A 16,771-nucleotide genomic window follows, 5' to 3' on the forward strand; every position below is an offset into this window, starting at 1 on the left:
TTAATTGAAAGGAGTCATCAGAATCCATGCACATTCATAAGTACGAAAAAATTTGGTTGCTATCGGGGATTGCAGCATTACTTGCTTTCACAATCACCATTGGAGTAAGTGCGTTTTACATGGGAAATCAACCACCAAGCTGTCTTGTAACAGTTGACCCAGCTAAAGTTAAAACAACAGCTCCATTTGATCAACCTGGTCTAAAGCAGGTTGGCGAAAAAGAATATGAATTAGTTGTAGTTGCTTCTGCCTTTAACTACGATGTTGGACCAGACAAAGTCATTAAAATTCCAGCAGGCTCAAAAGTAAACTTTATTGGTACAACAACTGACGTTATTCATGGTTTTGAAGTAGCTGGAACAAAAGCAAACATGATGTTAGAGCCTGGTTATATTAACACAGTTGAAACTACTTTTAATAAACCTGGTAAATTCACAATCGTGTGTAATGAGTATTGTGGTCTTGGACACCATTTAATGTACGCAACAGTGGAGGTGGTTGAATAATGAAAGGGATCGCAAGTATCGATACTAAAGATGCTAAACTGACGATGGCCCATCTATATGTTGCTTTTATAGCATTATTATTAGGTGCATTGGCTGGACTATTACAAGTATTTGTACGCTCAGGTAAATTTACTTTACCAGCAGGAATTAATTATTACCAAGTTTTAACCGTTCACGGTGTATTATTAGGTCTCGTACTTACTACTTTCTTTATTATTGGATTTATCCTAGCCTCTCAAGCGAAAGTTACTAGCTCACTTACTGCTGGTGAGCGCCGTACTGCTTGGATTGGTTATACGTTAATGACAATTGGTGTTGCCATTGCTGCTACATTTGTATTGTTAGGTAAAGCTTCTGTTCTATTTACATTCTATGCACCATTAATGGCACATCCGTTATTCTATATTGGACTTACATGCGTTGTTGTTGGTAGTTGGATAGAAGGCGGCGTTATTATTAAGCGCCATTTTCGTTGGAAAAAAGCAAATCCTGGTCAAATTTCACCACTATTAAGCTTTATGGGTGTAGCTACAATTATTCTTTGGTTAGTAGCAGGTCTAGGTTTAGCTACAACTGTTTTAGTGCAGATTATTCCTTGGTCATTAGAACTTGTACCGGCAATTGATGTATTAATTAGCCGTACATTATTCTGGTATTTCGGTCACCCACTAGTATATTTCTGGTTAATGCCTGCTTATATGGCTTGGTATGTAATTATACCAAAAATCATCGGTGGTAAAGTCTTTAGTGACGCTTTAGCTCGTCTTTCATTTATATTGTTCTTATTATTCTCAATGCCAGTTGGATTCCACCATCAATTGCTAGAGCCAGGTATTGATCCATTCTGGAAATATTTACAGGTAGTTTTAACGTACTTAGTTGTTATTCCATCGTTAATGACAGCCTTCACTTTGTTTGCAACGTTTGAATTACGAGGACGTGAATTAGGTGCTACTGGTTTATTCGGCTGGTGGAAAGTGTTACCTTGGAAAGATGCTCGTTTCTTAGCTCCATTTATGGGTATGTTGTTATTTATTCCTGGGGGAGCTGGCGGTATTGTTAACGCTTCTCACCAAATGAACCAACTTGTGCATAACACGATTTGGATTACAGGTCACTTCCATTTAACAGTTGCATCAGCATGTGCATTAACATTCTTTGGTATTACATTCTGGATGGTACCATCTATTACTGGTCGTAAATTAACTGATAAAATGAATAAGTTTGCTCTTGTCCAAACTTGGTTATGGACAATCGGTATGGTATTCATGTCAGCAGCGATGCATGCAGCAGGGCTACTTGGTGCGCCACGTCGTTCAGCGTTCTCTGAATATGCTGGTAATGCAGACTCATTATCTTGGATTCCTTACCAACTTGCTCAAGCAGTCGGCGGAACATTCCTATTCGTTGCTGCCCTATTAATGGTTGCAATCTTTATTAACCTAGCATTCTTCGCACCTAAAGGCGAGGAAGAATTCCCAGTTGCTGTTGTACATGAAGGTGCTGAAAAAACACCAGCTGTGTTTGATAACATTAAAGTTTGGATTGCAGTAACATTTGCATTAATCTTATTTGCATACACAATTCCATTTATAGATATGATTCAAAATGCACCTCCAGGATCACCTGGTTGGACTAATGTTATCGGAAGAAACTAAGAAATACTATGAAATAAATCACAAAAGGGCAGATTCTACAAAAATTTGTAGAATCTGCCCTTTTACATTTTTATTTACAATCGATAAATAGTTGTATATTTTTCTTCAAGATAGCGTATTAAATAATCAGAATTTAATCCCTCTCCTGTTACATCTTTTAAAATTTCAAGTGGTTTTTTTAATTTTCCATATTGATGAATATTTTTCGTCAACCATTCCTTAATTGGATGCAAATTTCCTGTCTGCAATAGTTCATGATAGTTTGGAAAATCCTTTAGCATCGCTACTCTAAATTGAGCCGCATAAATATATCCTAATGCATAGGAAGGAAAATAACCAAAGCTGCCGCCAGCCCAATGAACATCCTGCAAGACCCCTTCCCCATCATGCTTTGGTTTCACTCCTAAATACTCTTCCATCTTTTTATTCCAAATCGTAGGCAAATCCTTTACCTCAATTTCATCATTAAATAAACCTTTTTCAATTTCATAACGGACCATCACATGGAGCGGATATGTTAATTCATCTGCTTCAATCCGAATTAAAGACGGTTTCGATTCATGAATACCATTGTAAAAATCGGTGATTGAAACATCATCAAATTGGCCCTCATTGTAGGATAGTAGCCTTTCGTAAAAATACTCCCAAAAATGATAGTCCCTTGCAATGTAATTCTCCCAAAATAGTGATTGCGATTCATGAATCCCCATTGATGTACCTTCACAGAGTGGTGTACCAACTAAATCTTTTGATATATTTTGTTCATACAATGCATGACCACCTTCATGAATGGTTCCAAAGACAGCCACTCGAAAATCGTTTTCAACATATTTTGTCGTTACCCTGACATCACCTGGATTTAAAGTAATTTCGAAAGGATGAACTGTTTCATCTAGTCGGCCTGCCTCAAAATCATAACCCATCTGCTTCAAAACATCGATACTAAATGCTTTTTGTTGTTCTTTCGGAAATGTCTTATATAAAAAATCTGTCCTTGGTTTATTTGGAGATTCAGAAATTTTCCGTACGAGCGGAACAATTTTATTGCGTAGCTTTGCAAATGTTTCATCCAATATTTCAACCGTCATACCTGGTTCATACAGATCCAAAAGAATATCGTAGTTATTTCCTCCCGCTTTTGCTGAACCCCAGTAACTGATAAATTTCTTATTACATTCGACGAGCTTTTCTAAATAAGGGCGGAACATTTCAAAATCTGCTTTCGCTTTCGCTTCTTCCCACACCGATTCCGCTTTTGATTGCAGGATAACATATTCCTTGTATTCATCTTTTGGAATTTTCGTGTTATGCACATAATCCTTTTTGCATTCTGCGACTGCTTTTTTTGTAATTTCAGAAAGTCCATTTGCATTCTCTAAAGTAGAGATAAAGCTTTCCATTTCTTCAGAAATTGACATTTGGAACACTTCCTGTGAAATCATCCCGATGACTTCTGAACGTTGCTCAATCCCCTTTCTCGGCGCTCCTGTACGCATATCCCAAAAGATTAAAGACAATGCTTCATTGTATGCCGACATTTTTTTTACATATTCTAAAAAATCTGCTTCGACGTTTTGTATTGTTTGGCCCATAACGGTGTACCCCCATTTTCCAGTTTCACAATATATATTCTACATCAGTGGTTATTACTCCTATTCCCTTGTCAATAATCTTTTTTCCAAGCAAATTTCCCCATGTATTCCCATTATAGGCAGGTCATTTGCTAATTATCCCCTTGTATTATGCTTGCACTATTGCTCAACGGATTAAAATGTAAATAATTGTTAATGATAATACTAAAATAATGGTAGGAGGTTTGAAATATGACTGATTTGGCTGATGTATTAATATTTATGGGGAAGGATATTGCTTCGATTATTGGAGGTATGGCTGTCTTTGTTTTCTTCTTTTCTTTTCTTGCTTATACATATGTAAATATGCTGCGCTAGAGGCGCAGGAACTACACAGAGAAGAAAGTAGGCGCATGATATTACTCACACACCTACTCTCTTTTTAGTGGGCGCTTGCCCCAATATTGATAGTAATTCGTTTGAATGAAGCCATTAAAAAGCTTTCGTTTTTTCGTGGCTTCTTTACCGTATAATTTTTCAAAGGCTGGATGTGAAGTCAACATATAGACAGACCATGTATCATATGGCGCAAATGCATGGCCCATATCTTTATACATTTGTTCGACTGCTTCCTTTTCACCAAGGCGTTCTCCATAAGGAGGATTGCCAACAATAACGCCGTATTCTTTTTTCGTTGTAAAATCTTTAACTTGCATTTGTTTAAATTGAATCACATCACTGAGACCCGCTTCCAACGCATTCCCTTTGGCCATTTCTACCATTTTATGATCAATGTCAGTACCTGTTATATCTAACGGTTGATCGTATTTAGCTAAATCCTCTGCCTCTTCGAAAGCTTGATCCCAATGTTTTGAATCAATCCAATGCCAAGCTTGCGAGACAAATTCACGGTTGAATCCTGGAGCTATGTTTTGTCCGATAAGTGCTGCTTCCAATGGGATTGTTCCAGATCCGCAAAAAGGGTCGACAAACGGCCGGTCTGGTGTCCAATTTGTCAATAATACAAGTGTTGCTGCTAAAGTTTCTTTTAAAGGGGCCACTCCTTGATCTGCACGATAGCCCCGTTTATGTAGACCTATTCCACTTGTATCAATTGTTAATGTCACGACATCCTTTAATAAAGCAACTTCAATCCGATATAATGGCCCATTTTCATCAAACCAGCTTGTACGATTATAGTGATGCTTTAGCTTTTCAACAACTGCTTTTTTTACAATAGCTTGACAATCCGAAACACTAAAAAGCTTTGATTTAACGGACTTGCCGATTACTGGAAACTCACCATCCTCTGGAATAAAGTCGCCCCATGGCAAGGCTTTTGTTTTTTCAAAAAGCTCATCAAATGTTGTTGCTTTAAATTCGCCGACCTTTACTTTCACCCTGTCCGCTGTCCGAAGCCAAAGATTGGCTCTGCAAATAGCCGATGGATCTGCTTCAAACATAATCTTTCCATTATCAACTGTTACATTTTCATACCCTAAATCTCTTACTTCCTTCGCTACTAATGCTTCAATTCCCATGGCTGCTGTGGCAATTAACGTAATTTTATTCATGATTTTTACTCCTACTCGATAAACTCTACTAACCAAATCCTAATTTTCATATGTAGTAAGTCTAGCAACAAATTCCACTATTCGCAAACAACTTATTGGTCAAAGAAAAAGCCCTTTCTAATAAAATAGTGATTAGAAAGAGCTTGACTTTATAATCTCAGCTTAATCAAATAATTTACTTCCGAAAACATGCTTCTCCAAGTTGGACAGACGTCTTAAAATATCATAATTTGTATTGCCGCTGCCAACGCTTGAAGCTGGAGTTGGGGCCTGAGTTGTACCCTTTTTTTGTGTCTCCTCAAGCTGCTTCTTTAATCGCAAATTCTCTTGCTGCAGAGCTTCAATTTCTTGATGGAAGGTTTCGTAATCTTTAATTATTAAATCAAGGAATTGGTCTACTTCATCCTTGTTATAACCTTTTAACCCACTTTTAAAATCTCTTTCTAAAATTTCCTTTGCCGTTAATTTCACTTTATCTGAAAGCATAACTATTCACCTCTACAAAATAACCATACAATATTATTTTCTTCTATTTTTTCAAAATATATGTAAATTGTCAATGGGCTTTGCAACACTACTGGGACCAATAATCACCATTATCCATTCGTTCCTCCTCAGCCAATACTTGAATATCATAAGGAGTAATCATGCGTATTTTAAAAACTTCATCGCTCTGCTGCTTTTTTCTTGCCATCTCAAGCATGTATGTTGGTGTCCCTCCTATTTCTTCATCAAATAAGAGTAATAAACCGTCGCTTTTGTTTATAAAAAATTGATTTTTGCTGCGAAATTGCGAAGGATTCTCGTATTTTCTTTTTGTAATACTATCAACAAAATCTGCTTGCGCTAGAATAGACTGGTAATATTCTTGACTTTCTTCCTTCCAATTTACTTCTTGTTCTAAAAATGGCGTGATGACAGCAAGTTTTAAGTCTGGATAGTCCTCCTGCAGCTCCAACGTCACTTCTCCAGCCCACAGCTCAACACCTAATTGACCACTTATAAGCACCCATTCTAAGGCTTCATCTTCTATTAATTGAATGATAGATTTTTTTAATGCTTTTTTAATAAATTTCAAGCCTGGATGGTTGTTATTAAAAATCCCAATTTCATGGGACTTGTAGCCAGTTACTGCATACAGAGCCAAATCTTTCACCTTCCCATTTTATACGTATTCCATTAGCTAATGATTACCTCCTCAGAGTAAAGGACACTGACAGCGCCTCTATGAGGGGACATGTCGTGTCCTTTACTGTTTAGATAGATTATACTAATATGGGCGTGGGCCTGCCATCATTCCAGGTGCCATTCCCATCCCTGCTCCCATCATACCACCTGCCATTGGATCTGGACAGCAGTTAACATGCTGATGGCATACATCGCATACATGTGAACAAGTGTGCGGACAAGTGTGCACATGCTCAAATAATTTATGATGGTGGAATGTTGTATGGGAAGGATGGATATGCGGTACTTGGAACACCTCCGTATCATGCACATTAAATTGTTTAGTCGGACTCACAATTGGGGGCAACACAACTGGTGGTCGATTATAAAACATATCTTCCTATCTCCTTTCTTTTTTATAAGGTACACTAATAACCTATGAAATCGAAAGGGTACATGTACTAATGGAAATACCTATTTTTAATAGTTTTTCGCCCTTTTCATAAAATAACAAAGGCCCAGCCCTTAGTGAAAGTAGTATTAGCCAAGGTACTGGGCCCTTTGTTATATTTTCGTAAATACAATCCCAAGTACTGCCGTTATAACGCCAAGCAGTTGATATCTTTTTAACTTTTCCTTAAAGAGCCAACAACTGCCAAGGACGACAACTAAACAGTTTAAGCTTACAATCGGAAAGACAATGCTTGAGTCCCCTGTATTCAAAGCAAAGAAAAAGCTGCTATAGCCAATCACGCTATTGAGTCCAACAATTGTACCGATTTTAGCCTCAGGAAGATGCCAATTCTCTTTTCCTACTATACTATTAATAGCTAGGTAGATACTACCTCCACCATACATGCTTATTAATGTATTTAAGGAGTTAATATGCAAATAAGATGAGGTTTTCATAAGGATGCCCAGAATGCCAAATGAAAAAAATGCCAATATGATCCGCGTGATCCAAACTGCATATTCGGTATTGCCGCCCGTTTTGTTCGGTGAGTATTGAATGACCACTGCAGAGCCTAGCATTAAAATAATACCGACCCAATGGATGACTGCAATATGTTCATGAAAAATAAGGGCAGCACTTAATACTGGTAAAATGGCGTACGTGCCAATTAATGGTGATGTTAAGCTTGCTGGACCCTTTTCGAACGCTTTTGACATTTGAATATTTCCATTTGCATTTAAAATACCGATCATCGCTCCAAGGACCATTGTCAGTAAATCAAAATTGTCTATTCCTACTATTAATCCATATCCTAATGATAGTAAAAACGCTACAAAATAAAAGAAAAATTGAATATGTACCTTTGAAAAATCTCTCCCTGTACTCCATTTGAAAATCATATTATTTAATCCAAAAGAAATCATGGTGACAAACGCTGCTGCAATCGACAAGTTGAATCCTTCTCTCTCCACAATTTTATTTTCTATTATTCTAATTTGTTTGTTGTTATTTCACAATACTTTTCTAAAAAATAGGAACAACCACTTGTTTCCAAAATAACAAAATCCAATATATGGATATCAAAAAACGAAATAGGGAACTATAACAATAAAATTATAAATTAAAAAGAGGATTCAGGAGGTTTGCTAACGTGAATTTACAATGCAACATGGAATTTGAAATAAAAAATAATTTTATGCCTAACTTATATAACTCGGACAAATTAAAAATAGTAGAAGTATCCTCACACTGTGTTGTGATCCAAATGGAAAATTCCAGTAGTAGAGGCGTTTTTCCGTTAGATCATTTTCAATATTGGATTCGAAAAAACTCATTAGTACATATAACTGAGCAAGATGAAATGAGCACAGGAAGCGGGGAGTAACTTATATTTGTTACCGCAAAAAAGAGACTGCCTCAAACAAATCAGTCTCTTTTTACGATGTCAGTATGTTTGAAATTTATCAAGTAGCTGGCTAAATCATGAAAACAGGTGAGTGTATAGACAAACTGCTATTTATTTTACTAGAGCAAGACATTGATACTTAATTTTGTAATAATCTTTCCTGCCTTAATCATATCTGAACAATTTTTGAATATAGTAAAGAAAGGGCTTTCATAATTCTTTTACGAAAATACAACCGGTCTGAAAATTGCGAATATTTATTTTGTATGCTACAATTTTTTTAATATTTCTAAAAAAGAACTAAAAGGAGGTATTTTATGTATCAAGTAAAAGAAAAGGAAAGATTATTTATTTATACAGGACCAGATGGGTCTGGAAGAAAAACAATTGCGAAAATGGTTTCAACAGTTTTCGATATGGAAACTGTTATCTCTTATACGACTAGAAAACCAAGGCATTACGAAACTGATGGGATTGACTATCATTTTGTAAGCGATGATAAATTTGCTCTGATGAAGGAACACGAGGAGTTTTTAGAAAGTGTAGAAATTGATGGCTACCAATACGGCATTCGTGAACAAGATGTCATTAAAGCATTTGAAAATCATAATTTAGTTTATTTAACATTAAATCCCGAAGGAACAGAAAAGCTTAAAAAGATGTATGGTAATAAAGTCGTCCGCTTGTTTATATACGCTGACCGTGATACGGTCATAAGTAGACAAAAGGAAAGAGAAGATTCTGAGGAAGATATACAGCGCCACTTAAACCATTATGATGATATAATGGGTTATAAAAATCTGTGTGAACATGCCTTCGAAAATTTCGATTCCCCTCAAGTTTCCTTTCAAGTTAGTGAAGTAATTGAAAACTATTTAGATCGAAATCTTGTTCAAACAGATTATTAAATTGAACTATTCATATTTAAAAAGGCTGACCTTGAAGTCAGCCTCTTTCAATTATTTATTCAATTTTTCCCATCCAAGCAAGCATGCCACCACGCATATTGGCGGCTTTAAAGCCATGAAATTCAAGGAATTGTGTTGCTGCTGCACTTCGTCCACCTGAATGACAAACGATAACATATTCCTTATCCTTATTTAATTCATGCATGCGAAATTCAATCAAGCCTAACGGAATATGAACTGCTCCTTTAATTTTACCAACAGCCACTTCACCTGCTTCGCGGACATCAATAATATCTATTTTCTTTCCTTCATTTAATAATGACTCTACTTCTTTTGCAGTAATTTGTTTCAAACAAACTTCCTCCTACATACGGTCTTGATGTTTTTACCAATAAGGGTATATTACATATAGAAAAAAAGAATGTCAAATACCATGTATTATCACACTAACACAAGGTTTCGACATCATTTAAAATATTATGAGTTTAACCGTGGAAGGTTCATTTCACTAAACATGGCAACATAATTTTTAATTTCTCCACCATCATTTTTCACGGAATTGATTGTTAACCAAACTAAATATAACTGGCCATCTTTCTTTTTATTCCACACTTCGCCATTCCAAAATCCTTTTTCCTTTACTGCCTTCCACATTTTTTCATAAAAATCATTATTATGCTTTTCTGATTTAAAAATACGTGGATTTTTGCCAATAACTTCCTCCCCCCTATACCCGGTTACTAGCGTAAAAGCTGGATTCACTTTTTCAATATTGCCATTTAAATCTGTTACAAAAATCCCTTGTGTTGCATGGTCAATAATCTCGTTCGCCATCCCAAGCTTATCTTGATAGAACATCCAGATTACGATGATTAAAGAAGCCAACGCCACTTGAGAAAGCGCCATATAGCCAATCGCATAATGTCCTGTTAAATTAAATAAGTATGACAGTAATAATGGTGGAAAAAATCCGCCTAATCCCCCCATGGCCGCTACAAGACCATTCACAATGCCGGCCTGTTTTGCGAAATACAGCGGCACAAGCTTAAATACTACGCCATTTCCAATTCCTGCAAAAAGCGAAATCGTTAAGCAGCCGATTGTGTAAAAAATTAAAGATGGATTAAACGCTAGTAAGACACCAGATAATGTTAAAGCAGCAAAAACAAGCATTAATATTTTGAAAGAATTGAATGTATCACCGAGCCATCCACCAACAGGGCGAATAAAAGTTGCTATCGCAATAAAGCCCGCTGTTCTTAAGCCAGCGTCAACTTTTGATAAGCCAAAATTCGTAACAAGGAAATTCGGTAAATAAATCGTAAAGGTCACAAACACCCCAAAGGTTAAAAAGTAAAACAAACATAAAAACCAAAGCTTTTCATTTTTATAAACACTTAAAATTTGTTCTTTAAGAGGCGTTACAACACGCGGCTCCTTTTTATCCCCGAAAATAAAATTTAACAATGTGATTAACAAAACAAGAATAATATAAATCTTTACAGTTGTTTGCCAGCCAAATTGGTTTGCGAGTACGGGTGCTGCAAATGTAGTTAAGGCTGTTCCAATATTACCCACGCCATAAATTCCATTTACAAAACCGTGGCGTTCTTTTGGATAATACTTTGGCAAGGAAGTAACGCCGACTGAAAAAACAGCACCACTTAATCCTAAAAATAAACCGCCAATTAGTAGGTCAATAAAAGTTTCAGCAATGCTAATAAAAAAAATTGGAAATACGAGCAGTAAAAAACTGATTGAAAATAAGTTTCTCGCCCCAAAACGATTCGTCCAGAATCCGATTGGAATTCTTAAGAGCGATCCCAATACTACTGGAATTGCTGTTACTAATGCTAATTGATTTGCTGTTAATGCGATGTCCTCTTTTATAAAGGTCATTAATGATGACAAAATGACCCACACCATAAATCCAGCGATTAAACTAAATGTTTGCAATGGTAGCTGAATTGCTTTCACATTCATGTTAATAATCCCCTTTCTCCAAAATTTTCTATAATTTGAAAAATACTTTTGCTTTTGTCCTAGAAAACATGGTAATGAAAAATAAATTCACTGTTGAAATGATATCTATATTGTTTCATTGTCAGTAAGAAATGATTCAGACATTGTAATAAAGGTTGTTGCGAAAAGCTTGCAACAAGCACAAAAGGTGACTGGGTTTCGCCATTTTCCTGCTCATAGTAATTATTACTATTGACGGGAATCTCTATCCTTGATAAAATTCATTCTATTATATCTATATAATTAATACCCTTGTATAAGTTCAAGAATACGGCTTGAACGTTTCTACCAGCTACCTTAAATAGCTTGTCTACAAGGATTAGTGAATGTAAAATATTCCTATTCCTTTCGTATAGCAAAAACTTTGGTAGCTATTTTACCAAAGTTTTTTTATTTTGAATCTTTCAAAGAAAGGAACAGTATAATGGAAAATTTTTTTCATTTCAAAGAACGAGGTACATCATATAAAAAAGAAACTCTAGCTGGAATTACAACCTTTCTATCAATGGCTTATATATTAATTGTAAACCCGACGATTCTCAGTCAGTCTGGAATGGACCAAGGAGCTGTATTTACCGCTACCGCCCTTTCCGCCATTGTTGGAACATTATTAATTGGAATATTGGCTAACTTTCCAATTGGAATTGCTCCAAGTATGGGATTAAACTCATTTTTCACTTTTTCAGTTTGTATCGGAATGGGCATCAAATGGCCAGTTGCTTTAACAGGGGTTTTTGTTGCCAGCATCCTTTTCGTTATTTTAAGTCTATTTAAAATCCGTGAAAAAATCATCAATGTGATTCCTCAAGATTTAAAGCATGCGATTGCGGCAGGAATTGGGTTTTTCGTGGCTTTTGTCGGTTTAAAAAATGCCGGCATTATCGTTTCCAATGAGGCTACCTTTGTTTCAATTGGAAACTTAACCTCTCCCCTTACGGCATTAGCTGTGATTGGTTTTGTTCTTACTGTTTTAATGATAGTTCGGGGCATCCATGGGGCAATTTTTTATGGGATGGTGATAACAACGATCATCGGGATGTTTGTCGGCTTAATTAATGTCCCATCAGCCGTCGTTGGCAGTATCCCTAGCCTTAAGCCAACATTCGGTGTTGTCTTTTCCAATTTAGGTAATATTTTTAGTCCCGAGCTTCTGGCTGTTATCTTCACATTTTTATTTGTGGCCTTCTTTGATACGGCCGGAGCCTTAATAGCTGTTGCCAGCCAAGCAGGCTTAATAAAGGATAATAAAATCCCAAATATTGGACGTGCTTTATTGGCTGACTCCACATCTGGTGTTGTTGGCGCCATTTTAGGCACATCAACAACAGCATCATTTGTCGAATCATCAGCAGGAATTGCTGTGGGTGGTAGAACTGGATTTACATCTATTATTATTTCTATTTGTTTCTTTATTGCCCTATTCTTTTCGCCTATTTTATCAGTCATTACACCTGAGGTAACAGCACCTGCATTAATCATCGTTGGTGCCTTGATGGCAATGGAAATGAGCAAAATCAATTGGAGTAAGCTAGAAGTAGTAATCCCTTCTTTTGTAACGATTATTATGATGCCATTAACATATAGTGTAGCAACAGGGATAGCACTTGGCTTTATACTATATCCATTAGCATTGCTATCGCAGAAGCGTTTTAAGGAAGTTCATCCAATTATGTATATACTTGCGATTTTGTTCGCTTCATATTTTATTTTTGTATAAGGGACTTAAGATGCTTAGTCCCTTTTTCTCATAACTAGGTTGATAGTGCATAAATTTAGCCGCAAATTCAAATAATTTATTGTAATGAGAAAGCCAATAATGTGATCCCTTGATAAGCAAAATAGACCCCAAAACAAAGAAGTGATAAACCAGAAACAACTGAGATAAATACTAAAAGTCGAGAAGTCGAAATTTTTCGAAAACTGCTTGATATCGCTGCCATCGTTACATCCCAAACCAATAACCCCAATATAATTGCTAAACTATAAAACACAAGTTCATTTTTGGTTGCAGTTGCAGCTGTTTGAGCTAATAGCGAACCATATATACCAAGCCAAAACAGGATTGTTAAAGGATTTGTAAGAGACATCATGAAGCCCGAAAAAAACGCCTTATAAAATGACTCCTTGTTGCGAGAATTCTTAATATTAATTCGGCTGGCATTTACGATACTTTCAATGCCGGTATAGAGTAATACAAAGGAACCAAAAAGCCAAAGAAATATTTGGACGATTGGGGTATCAATAAAGGTTACAAGCCCCATATAGACAACTATCATATAAATACAATCAGCAATCATTGCACCTAAGCCTACAAACCAAGAATGGAAAAAACCATATTTGATGCCTCTATCCATTTGCGCTGCATTTACAGGTCCAATTGGCGCTGCTAAAGATAATCCTAAAAGTACATAACTAAAAAAAATACTCATCATTACACCCCTAAAATATCTTGTCTAAAAATTGTATTCAGGGGAATAGACTTGTACTACATTTTTTAAAAGGAGTTTTTATTTTGCCAGCTAAAAACAAAATAAATGATGTATGTCATCTTGTGAATGAAGCCCAAAAAGCTGTAATCGAAGCGCAAGGCAATGTAGATTTAGAAAGATTTCAACATGCACAATATTTGGTCCTTCAAGCAAAACAGTTTTTAAATGAGCAGCAATGGACAGAGGATGAGGAAGCTCAATTCCTACGTACGAAAGAATTAATTAGACAGCTAGAGGAAACACTTCATGCTTTAGAATCTATTGAATAAGACAAAAAACCTACCATAGGTAGGTTCTCTTTTTTATATCGATTCTTTAATAAATTACCGCACCAATAATAATTAGAAGGATAAATAATACGACGATTAACGCAAACCCGCCGCCTGCACCACAACCAAATCCAGCAACGGGTGCACCGTAGCCATATCCTGCCATGGGTACTCCAAAACCATATCTACCATACCCAAATCCACCGAATGGCCGACCAAGGGGGTATCTACCAAACCCGTATCCTGCTCCAAATGGCATTAAATCCCTCCTAAAAATTTTTCATTATATTTTTAAAACCCGTAACCTACAAAAGCTGCACCAACAATAATTAAAAGAATAAATAGGACTACGATTAGCGCAAATCCACCAGCATATCCTACCCCAGCTCCACAAACTGCACCCATTACTAACACCTCCCTTTTAAGTAATATATGAAGGCAAAAAATAAATGAAATGGTTATCCCCCCATTTTTGGTACTTTGGGCTCTATAAAACGAGTGTTCAAACCGTTGTTTAGTTGATTAAATTGCTCGATGATAACGGCTTTACCGAGGAAATCACTCATCATAATATTTAACAGCATTGTTTTCCCAGACCCATTTAAACCGAATAACACCCAATTCTCACCATTTTCCATGTCCCAATTTATATTTTGGAGTATATGCTCCCCGTCTATTATTCTTGATACATTTTGCAGTGAAATCATTGTTTGTACCCCCCTTTGTTCCATCCATTCATCATTCTATGATAATTTTAAACGAATAACAATTTTTGGTAAAATTGCCTGATTGGATTGAATTTTAGGCGAATTTTTTATTGACGATTGCGTTAGAAATTGATATCATCGCTATATTATTTAAAATAAAAGTAGCGATGAACGTTATGGATTACACTATAACTGGAGCAACTTCTGGAGAGACCGATAGTTTCGGCGCCGAAGGATTCACAATCTCAGGCAAAAGGACAGAAGAGTAACCTACCATGTAACGAGTGGTTATTCTACTATTTGCCTAGATTGGAGAAATCTCCAATCTTTTTTTATAATTCTTTTTCCCAAAATAATATGAGGTGATTGAAATGACAATGAGACGTGCTGTAGTAAGTGTAATTGGGAAAGACCAAGTCGGTATTATTGCCAAGGTAACAAATGTGTTAGCTGACAATAACGTTAATATCCTTGATATTAGCCAAACGATTCTTCAAGACTTCTTTACGATGATGATGCTTGTTGATGTAACTGGAATTGAAAGCCTTGATTTCCTACAACAAAAGTTTGACAATATCAGTGAAGAAATGGGGCTAAAAATCAACGTCCAGCTTGAAGAAATATTCCAGGCCATGCATCGCGTATAAAGGAGAGAGAACAAAATGAAAATGAATCTTGCCATAGATGAAATGATCGAAACGATTCGTATGGTCCAAATGGAACATTTGGATATTCGTACAGTGACAATGGGCATAAGCTTAAAGGATTGTGCTGATTCAGATTTTGAAAAAATGAATCAAAGGGTTTTTGACAAAATTACGAAGCATGCGGAGAGACTAAGAGAAGTCGCCGAACAAGTGAGCAAAGAATTTGGAATTCCAATTATTAATAAACGGATTTCGATTACTCCAATTGCGGAAATTTTGGGGAATGCTACAAAAGAACAAGCAGTTGAATTAGCAAAAACACTAGATAAAGCAGCGCATCAGCTTGGTATTGATTTCATTGGTGGCTATTCTGCCTTAGTCCATAAAGGAATCACAAAAGGTGACCAAACATTATTGGATGCACTCCCTGAAGCTTTAAGTGTTACGGAGCGAGTATGCTCTTCTATTTCTGTCGCAACTACAAGAACAGGAATTAACATGGATGCTGTTCGTCAGATGGGTATCATTATTAAAGAAGCTGCTGAACGCACAAAAGATCAAAATGGACTAGCTTGTGCCAAGCTTGTTGTCTTTTGCAATCCTGTTGAGGACAACCCATTCATGGCAGGTGCCTTCCACGGCGCAGGTGAGGGTGAGGTTGTCATCAATGTTGGCGTAAGCGGCCCTGGTGTTGTTTTAAATGCGTTAAAACGCTATCCAGATGCAGACCTTGGTGAAGTATCAGAAGTTATTAAGAGAACTACCTTTAAAATCACTCGTGCTGGTGAATTGATTGGACGTATTGTTGCGGAACGCTTGAATGTGCCATTTGGAATCATGGATTTATCATTGGCACCAACTAACGCTCTTAATGATAGTGTTGCGGAAATTTTGGAAGAAATCGGCTTAGAGCGTGTTGGCACACATGGCACAATTGCCGTACTTGCGCTGATGAACGATGCTGTCAAAAAAGGTGGAGCAATGGCGAGTTCTTATGTTGGCGGGCTTAGCGGCGCTTTTATCCCTGTTAGTGAAGATAACGGGATGATTAGAGGCATTGTTGACGGTGCTCTTACATTATCAAAGCTTGAAGCAATGACATGTGTTTGCTCTGTCGGTCTTGATATGATTGCCATTTCTGGTGATGCCTCCCCTGCTACGATTGCGGCAATGATTGCGGATGAAGCGGCAATTGGCATGATTAATAAAAAAACAACCGCCGTTCGCGTCATTCCAGTACCTGGGAAGGCTGAAGGCGAAATGATAGAGTTTGGTGGACTTCTTGGTCGCGCACCAGTTATTGGTGTGAATCCTTTTAATTCTGACAAGTTCATTCAAAGAGGCGGACGAATTCCGGCTCCGCTACAAGCATTGATTAACTAAACCACACTGAA

At 36.7% G+C, this 16,771-nt stretch carries 20 protein-coding genes and 2 riboswitches; of the genes, 8 read left to right on the top strand and 12 right to left on the bottom strand.

Features of this window, described 5'->3' with window-relative positions; translation table 11 throughout:
• The first annotated feature begins 26 nt into the window (after nt 1–26).
• Both GX497_09950 and GX497_09955 read left to right on the top strand, forming a co-directional pair.
• Nucleotides 27–506, top strand: coding sequence for a cytochrome B5 (locus tag GX497_09950; GenBank protein ID HHY73530.1), 480 nt, complete (start codon nt 27–29; stop codon nt 504–506).
• Nucleotides 506–2,164: a b(o/a)3-type cytochrome-c oxidase subunit 1 gene (locus GX497_09955; GenBank protein HHY73531.1), complete on the top strand. Its 1,659-nt coding sequence runs from the start codon at nt 506–508 to the stop codon at nt 2,162–2,164. The genes GX497_09950 and GX497_09955 overlap by 1 nt, the downstream gene beginning before the upstream one ends.
• A 74-nt stretch (nt 2,165–2,238) precedes the next feature.
• On the opposite strand, the gene GX497_09960 is transcribed toward GX497_09955, so the two are convergent.
• The 6 genes from GX497_09960 to GX497_09985 all read right to left on the bottom strand — a co-directional run bounded on the left by GX497_09960 (nt 2,239) and on the right by GX497_09985 (nt 7,880).
• Complete coding sequence (locus tag GX497_09960) at nt 2,239–3,756, bottom strand: carboxypeptidase M32 (GenBank protein ID HHY73532.1); 1,518 nt, start codon at nt 3,754–3,756, stop codon at nt 2,239–2,241.
• A gap of 410 nt (nt 3,757–4,166) precedes the next feature.
• Complete coding sequence (locus GX497_09965) at nt 4,167–5,309, bottom strand: class I SAM-dependent RNA methyltransferase (GenBank protein ID HHY73533.1); 1,143 nt, start codon at nt 5,307–5,309, stop codon at nt 4,167–4,169.
• Nucleotides 5,310–5,471: 162 nt separating this feature from the next.
• Nucleotides 5,472–5,795, bottom strand: coding sequence for a cell division regulator GpsB (gpsB, locus tag GX497_09970; GenBank protein ID HHY73534.1), 324 nt, complete (start codon nt 5,793–5,795; stop codon nt 5,472–5,474).
• Between the two features lie 88 nt (nt 5,796–5,883).
• Entirely contained in the window at nt 5,884–6,456 is a 573-nt protein-coding gene (locus GX497_09975) for a DUF1273 domain-containing protein (protein ID HHY73535.1), read from the bottom strand.
• Nucleotides 6,457–6,579: 123 nt separating this feature from the next.
• The gene (locus GX497_09980; GenBank protein HHY73536.1) at nt 6,580–6,870 is read right to left on the bottom strand and encodes a spore coat protein CotH; all 291 of its coding nucleotides are present in this window, start codon (nt 6,868–6,870) and stop codon (nt 6,580–6,582) included.
• Between the two features lie 170 nt (nt 6,871–7,040).
• On the bottom strand, nt 7,041–7,880 hold the full coding sequence (locus GX497_09985) for a DMT family transporter (protein HHY73537.1): 840 nt from the start codon (nt 7,878–7,880) through the stop codon (nt 7,041–7,043).
• 200 nt (nt 7,881–8,080) lie between these two features.
• On the opposite strand from GX497_09985, the gene GX497_09990 reads away from it, so the two are divergent.
• Nucleotides 8,081–8,314 carry a hypothetical protein gene (locus GX497_09990; protein HHY73538.1) on the top strand — a complete coding sequence of 78 codons (234 nt, stop codon included), beginning with the start codon at nt 8,081–8,083 and terminating at the stop codon, nt 8,312–8,314.
• A gap of 338 nt (nt 8,315–8,652) precedes the next feature.
• Nucleotides 8,653–9,243, top strand: coding sequence for a guanylate kinase (locus GX497_09995; GenBank protein ID HHY73539.1), 591 nt, complete (start codon nt 8,653–8,655; stop codon nt 9,241–9,243).
• Nucleotides 9,244–9,298: 55 nt separating this feature from the next.
• On the opposite strand, the gene GX497_10000 is transcribed toward GX497_09995, so the two are convergent.
• Entirely contained in the window at nt 9,299–9,595 is a 297-nt protein-coding gene (locus tag GX497_10000; GenBank protein ID HHY73540.1) for a rhodanese-like domain-containing protein, read from the bottom strand.
• Nucleotides 9,596–9,720: 125 nt separating this feature from the next.
• Nucleotides 9,721–11,226 carry an MFS transporter gene (locus GX497_10005; GenBank protein ID HHY73541.1) on the bottom strand — a complete coding sequence of 502 codons (1,506 nt, stop codon included), beginning with the start codon at nt 11,224–11,226 and terminating at the stop codon, nt 9,721–9,723.
• Nucleotides 11,227–11,497: 271 nt separating this feature from the next.
• A riboswitch (purine riboswitch) is annotated at nt 11,498–11,598 on the top strand.
• A 91-nt stretch (nt 11,599–11,689) separates the two neighbouring features.
• Here GX497_10005 and GX497_10010 point away from each other — a divergent pair.
• The gene (locus GX497_10010; protein HHY73542.1) at nt 11,690–12,982 is read left to right on the top strand and encodes an NCS2 family permease; all 1,293 of its coding nucleotides are present in this window, start codon (nt 11,690–11,692) and stop codon (nt 12,980–12,982) included.
• A 76-nt stretch (nt 12,983–13,058) separates the two neighbouring features.
• On the opposite strand, the gene GX497_10015 is transcribed toward GX497_10010, so the two are convergent.
• Nucleotides 13,059–13,694: a LysE family transporter gene (locus GX497_10015; protein ID HHY73543.1), complete on the bottom strand. Its 636-nt coding sequence runs from the start codon at nt 13,692–13,694 to the stop codon at nt 13,059–13,061.
• A gap of 83 nt (nt 13,695–13,777) precedes the next feature.
• Here GX497_10015 and GX497_10020 point away from each other — a divergent pair, with 83 nt between their 5' ends.
• A complete protein-coding gene (locus GX497_10020; GenBank protein ID HHY73544.1) occupies nt 13,778–14,023 on the top strand; it encodes a hypothetical protein in 246 nt (81 codons plus the stop codon).
• A gap of 46 nt (nt 14,024–14,069) precedes the next feature.
• On the opposite strand, the gene GX497_10025 is transcribed toward GX497_10020, so the two are convergent.
• The 3 genes from GX497_10025 to GX497_10035 form a co-directional block, all read right to left on the bottom strand.
• Entirely contained in the window at nt 14,070–14,189 is a 120-nt protein-coding gene (locus GX497_10025; GenBank protein HHY73545.1) for a YjcZ family sporulation protein, read from the bottom strand.
• Nucleotides 14,190–14,314: 125 nt separating this feature from the next.
• The gene (locus tag GX497_10030) at nt 14,315–14,428 is read right to left on the bottom strand and encodes a YjcZ family sporulation protein (protein HHY73546.1); all 114 of its coding nucleotides are present in this window, start codon (nt 14,426–14,428) and stop codon (nt 14,315–14,317) included.
• A gap of 53 nt (nt 14,429–14,481) precedes the next feature.
• Nucleotides 14,482–14,730 (bottom strand): ATP-binding cassette domain-containing protein, encoded by a 249-nt coding sequence (locus tag GX497_10035; protein HHY73547.1) that lies wholly within the window; start codon nt 14,728–14,730, stop codon nt 14,482–14,484.
• A 194-nt stretch (nt 14,731–14,924) separates the two neighbouring features.
• Nucleotides 14,925–15,001, top strand: a riboswitch (glycine riboswitch).
• 100 nt (nt 15,002–15,101) lie between these two features.
• Between GX497_10035 and GX497_10040 the strand changes: the two genes are divergently transcribed.
• Entirely contained in the window at nt 15,102–15,377 is a 276-nt protein-coding gene (locus tag GX497_10040; GenBank protein HHY73548.1) for an ACT domain-containing protein, read from the top strand.
• A 21-nt stretch (nt 15,378–15,398) separates the two neighbouring features.
• Entirely contained in the window at nt 15,399–16,760 is a 1,362-nt protein-coding gene (locus GX497_10045; GenBank protein HHY73549.1) for a PFL family protein, read from the top strand.
• The last annotated feature ends 11 nt before the right edge of the window (nt 16,761–16,771 follow it).

Origin of the sequence: Bacillus sp. (in: firmicutes), assembly GCA_012842745.1 — a bacterium.
Taxonomy (GTDB): domain Bacteria; phylum Bacillota; class Bacilli; order Bacillales; family Bacillaceae_J; genus Schinkia.

Coding starts and splice junctions, on each gene's coding strand:
- GX497_09950 (HHY73530.1), top strand. CDS start 27: ATGCACATTCATAAGTACGAAAAAATTTGGTTGCTATCGGGGATTGCA.
- GX497_09955 (HHY73531.1), top strand. CDS start 506: ATGAAAGGGATCGCAAGTATCGATACTAAAGATGCTAAACTGACGATG.
- GX497_09960 (HHY73532.1), bottom strand. CDS start 3,756: ATGGGCCAAACAATACAAAACGTCGAAGCAGATTTTTTAGAATATGTA.
- GX497_09965 (HHY73533.1), bottom strand. CDS start 5,309: ATGAATAAAATTACGTTAATTGCCACAGCAGCCATGGGAATTGAAGCA.
- gpsB (HHY73534.1), bottom strand. CDS start 5,795: ATGCTTTCAGATAAAGTGAAATTAACGGCAAAGGAAATTTTAGAAAGA.
- GX497_09980 (HHY73536.1), bottom strand. CDS start 6,870: ATGTTTTATAATCGACCACCAGTTGTGTTGCCCCCAATTGTGAGTCCG.
- GX497_09995 (HHY73539.1), top strand. CDS start 8,653: ATGTATCAAGTAAAAGAAAAGGAAAGATTATTTATTTATACAGGACCA.
- GX497_10005 (HHY73541.1), bottom strand. CDS start 11,226: ATGAATGTGAAAGCAATTCAGCTACCATTGCAAACATTTAGTTTAATC.
- GX497_10010 (HHY73542.1), top strand. CDS start 11,690: ATGGAAAATTTTTTTCATTTCAAAGAACGAGGTACATCATATAAAAAA.
- GX497_10015 (HHY73543.1), bottom strand. CDS start 13,694: ATGAGTATTTTTTTTAGTTATGTACTTTTAGGATTATCTTTAGCAGCG.
- GX497_10025 (HHY73545.1), bottom strand. CDS start 14,189: ATGGCAGGATATGGCTACGGTGCACCCGTTGCTGGATTTGGTTGTGGT.
- GX497_10030 (HHY73546.1), bottom strand. CDS start 14,428: ATGGGTGCAGTTTGTGGAGCTGGGGTAGGATATGCTGGTGGATTTGCG.
- GX497_10035 (HHY73547.1), bottom strand. CDS start 14,730: ATGATTTCACTGCAAAATGTATCAAGAATAATAGACGGGGAGCATATA.
- GX497_10040 (HHY73548.1), top strand. CDS start 15,102: ATGACAATGAGACGTGCTGTAGTAAGTGTAATTGGGAAAGACCAAGTC.
- GX497_10045 (HHY73549.1), top strand. CDS start 15,399: ATGAATCTTGCCATAGATGAAATGATCGAAACGATTCGTATGGTCCAA.